Source organism: Frisingicoccus sp. (genome assembly GCA_016298055.1).
In the GTDB taxonomy this organism is placed as follows: domain Bacteria; phylum Bacillota; class Clostridia; order Lachnospirales; family Lachnospiraceae; genus Frisingicoccus.
In genome coordinates, this window is sequence record JAEDDO010000220.1 from 1 (window position 1) to 2,819 (window position 2,819).

5 protein-coding genes are annotated in these 2,819 nt (G+C 41.4%); 2 read left to right on the forward strand and 3 right to left on the reverse strand.

Annotated features, from left to right (window positions below; translation table 11 throughout):
* Positions 1 to 114: 114 nt before the first annotated feature.
* Positions 115 to 924 carry a polysaccharide deacetylase family protein gene (locus QZZ35_RS10800; protein WP_291237412.1) on the reverse strand — a complete coding sequence of 270 codons (810 nt, stop codon included), beginning with the start codon at positions 922 to 924 and terminating at the stop codon, positions 115 to 117.
* Between the two features lie 174 nt (positions 925 to 1,098).
* On the opposite strand from QZZ35_RS10800, the gene QZZ35_RS10805 reads away from it, so the two are divergent.
* Positions 1,099 to 1,584 (forward strand): cytidylate kinase-like family protein, encoded by a 486-nt coding sequence (locus tag QZZ35_RS10805; RefSeq protein WP_291234993.1) that lies wholly within the window; start codon positions 1,099 to 1,101, stop codon positions 1,582 to 1,584.
* A 31-nt stretch (positions 1,585 to 1,615) separates the two neighbouring features.
* Entirely contained in the window at positions 1,616 to 1,822 is a 207-nt protein-coding gene (locus tag QZZ35_RS10810) for a hypothetical protein (protein ID WP_291234994.1), read from the forward strand.
* 41 nt (positions 1,823 to 1,863) lie between these two features.
* Here the strand turns inward: QZZ35_RS10810 and QZZ35_RS10815 are convergent, their stop codons facing one another.
* Both QZZ35_RS10815 and QZZ35_RS10820 read right to left on the reverse strand, forming a co-directional pair.
* Complete coding sequence (locus QZZ35_RS10815) at positions 1,864 to 2,334, reverse strand: hypothetical protein (protein ID WP_291234995.1); 471 nt, start codon at positions 2,332 to 2,334, stop codon at positions 1,864 to 1,866.
* Between the two features lie 74 nt (positions 2,335 to 2,408).
* On the reverse strand, positions 2,409 to 2,648 hold the full coding sequence (locus QZZ35_RS10820; protein ID WP_291237413.1) for a chorion class high-cysteine HCB protein 13: 240 nt from the start codon (positions 2,646 to 2,648) through the stop codon (positions 2,409 to 2,411).
* Between the last annotated feature and the right edge of the window lie 171 nt (positions 2,649 to 2,819).

Here is a 2,819-nt window from a genome sequence, read left to right on the forward strand (position 1 = left end):
TTTTATATGGCAACTTCTAGAGCCTATTATAAAATTGTCAGCGAAACGAGATGATTGTTTGAATACTAAAAACCGCTGTACAGGTGTGCGCCTGTACGGCGGCATATTATCTGGTCACGAAAAATCATCGAGACTTTTAAAAACATATCCCATAGCTTCCCATTTTGTCAGAAGCTCATCAAGAATTTCCGCATTGGTAGCCGATGTACTATGAAGAAGTACGATGGCCCCGGGATGAATGCGGCCGAGAAGTTTATCAAAAGCTTCTTCGTGGGATGGCTGTTTATCTTCGTACCAGTCCACATAGGCCAGACTCCAGAAGAAAGTCTTATAACCGAGTTCCTTGGCCATCTGAAGATTGGCTTCACTGTATTTTCCCTGTGGCGGACGATAATATTTTGTCATCGGCTGACCGGTGATTTTTTCATAGAGTTTTTCATTTTCCGACAGTTCTTTTGAAAAATTTTCAAGAGTGGATATTTTAGACATATCCGGATGACTGAAGGTATGATTGCCAACTGTATGACCTTCACTGACCATCCGGGAAATGAGATCCGGATTATCTTTTAAATAGTTACCGACAACAAAGAAAGTGGCCGGTGCCTGATGTTTTTTCAAGGCATCAAGAATTGCCGGCATATGTCCGTTTTCATAACCGGCATCAAATGTAAGATAGATAACTTTTTCTTCGGTTATCTTCGCATAGTAGGCGTTATAGACGGCAAGTTCCTCTGCGGATGCATTGGCAACCGGCGGCTCACCTTCCTGTTGGAAACTTAATCCCCAATTACCTTCCGCAGAAGCAGCAACCGCTTCAGGGCGTACGAGACGACTGATTGCAGCAATCCCATACCCGGAAAAATAAGCGGCAAGGAATAAAAGCAATAGTTTTGCTCTCTTTATGTAAGTTGCTCTTTTCTTCATAAAAAACCTCAGCTCTTTTTTCGTATAGTATATGTATCCCGGATGGAATACATGATACCCGAGTCAAAATATTATGCAAGCGTCCATTTTCATCCACTTAAAATTTGACAAAAAGGCACAAGTGCCTTATGATAGAATCTGGAGAAAAAATTACAGATAAAGGGGGGCGCATCTATGCAGTTAGTTATTACTATGAGCCGTCGCTATGGTACAGGTGCCAGCGTTATTGCAAAAGAACTTTCCGAAAGACTGGATATTCCGGTTTATGACAAGGTGGATGTGGAACAGGAGATTCGAAAGAACTCTTATGACACTGAGGCAGAAGCTATCCGGGAGCTGGCAGAACATCCGTGCATTATCCTTGGCAGATGTGCATCTGAAATTTTAAAAGATCAGTCCAATGTATTTAACATTTATGTATGTGCCGAAAAAGAAGACCGTATTCAGCGTATCATGAAGCAGGATCAGCTTTCATATGAGGAAGCTTTAAAACGGATCGAGGCAACAGACAAAGAGCGTGAAAAATATTATTATCAGCATACCGGAAGAACATGGGGCGATGTGAGCAATTATCATGTCATTCTCGATACATCCAAGTGGGGAATCGAGAACTGTGCCGATGTTTTAATGCGGTATTTTGAACGTATGCAGTATATCTGATCCGAATACATAGGCAGAAAGGTAGAGTGTTATGAAGATTGTTATTGGTGAAATTAAGGAGAATGAAGTGATCTGTGAAGCCGAAGATGCGACACTGAGACTTCCGCGGAGACTTTTTCCTCCTAAGATCCATGTGGGAGATATAGCGGATTATTCCGATGGTACCGTGGAGATATGGGATCTCGACAGACAGATTGAAGAAGAACAGCTCAGTATGTTTTTCCATATGATGGTTTAATCAGAAACAGGGACAGGTCACGATGGGACCTGTCCCTTAATTTAACTGTTATCCGGAGCAGAACCGGATTGGGCATGAAGAAGGGATTGAATCATTTTCAGCTGCTCCGGTGACATATTCATATTTTTCATCTGATTGATCTGATTCATCATACTTGAAAAATCGGTATTTTTTGTGAGTTCATTATACTGATTATATAAACGGACAGCGTTCAGTATGTTCAGAAACTGATCGATCTGCTCGGCTTCGGCAGGCGCACAGTATTTGCGGATGTCCTTCAGGATCTCTTCAATTCCCGGGCGATTGCCGCCGGGCAGAGAACAGATCGTAAGCTGTTCCTGGTCGAATAATTCCATTGTCTGTTTTAATTCCAGAATTCGGGCCAACATGGCCAACATTTTTCCGGAAGAGGGATCCATGTAAGACACAGAAGCTTTAAGTATTTGGGATATTCCATGAAAAGCTTTCTCATCAATTTCTGTCCATGGAAGAGGTGTTATGTTGTCAGACAAATTTTTACCTCCATTCTGGATTTTAAAATCTCAGGGGTGCTTAAAGCACCCCTTCTTTTGTGTGATGATAAGAATCAGCAGCAGCCGTTTCCGTTATTGCAGAAGCAGGAGAACAGGATGAGGATAATGATCCAGTCACATCCGCAGCCGTTATGCATACCGATGTTGCATCCGCAGTCATTATTATTCAGTAAACTGAAGATAATAATAAGCCAGATGATGGAACAGCAGTTATCACCGTTAAAAAATCCTAAAGCATTGCCTCCGCATCCACAATCGTTATTTCCGCAGCCTGTAGCAGCTAAATCACTCATATTTTGCCTCCATATATTATTTTTATTTGGTTTTGATTTATATTATGTTCACAGGCTTGTCTGGTTGCATGTTTTTTGCACAAAGTCACATTTCTGGACAGAATTGTCGAAATTTGGTATTCTATCAAAAACACCTGAGAAAATACAAAAATTGATCCTTGGTTCCTTAAG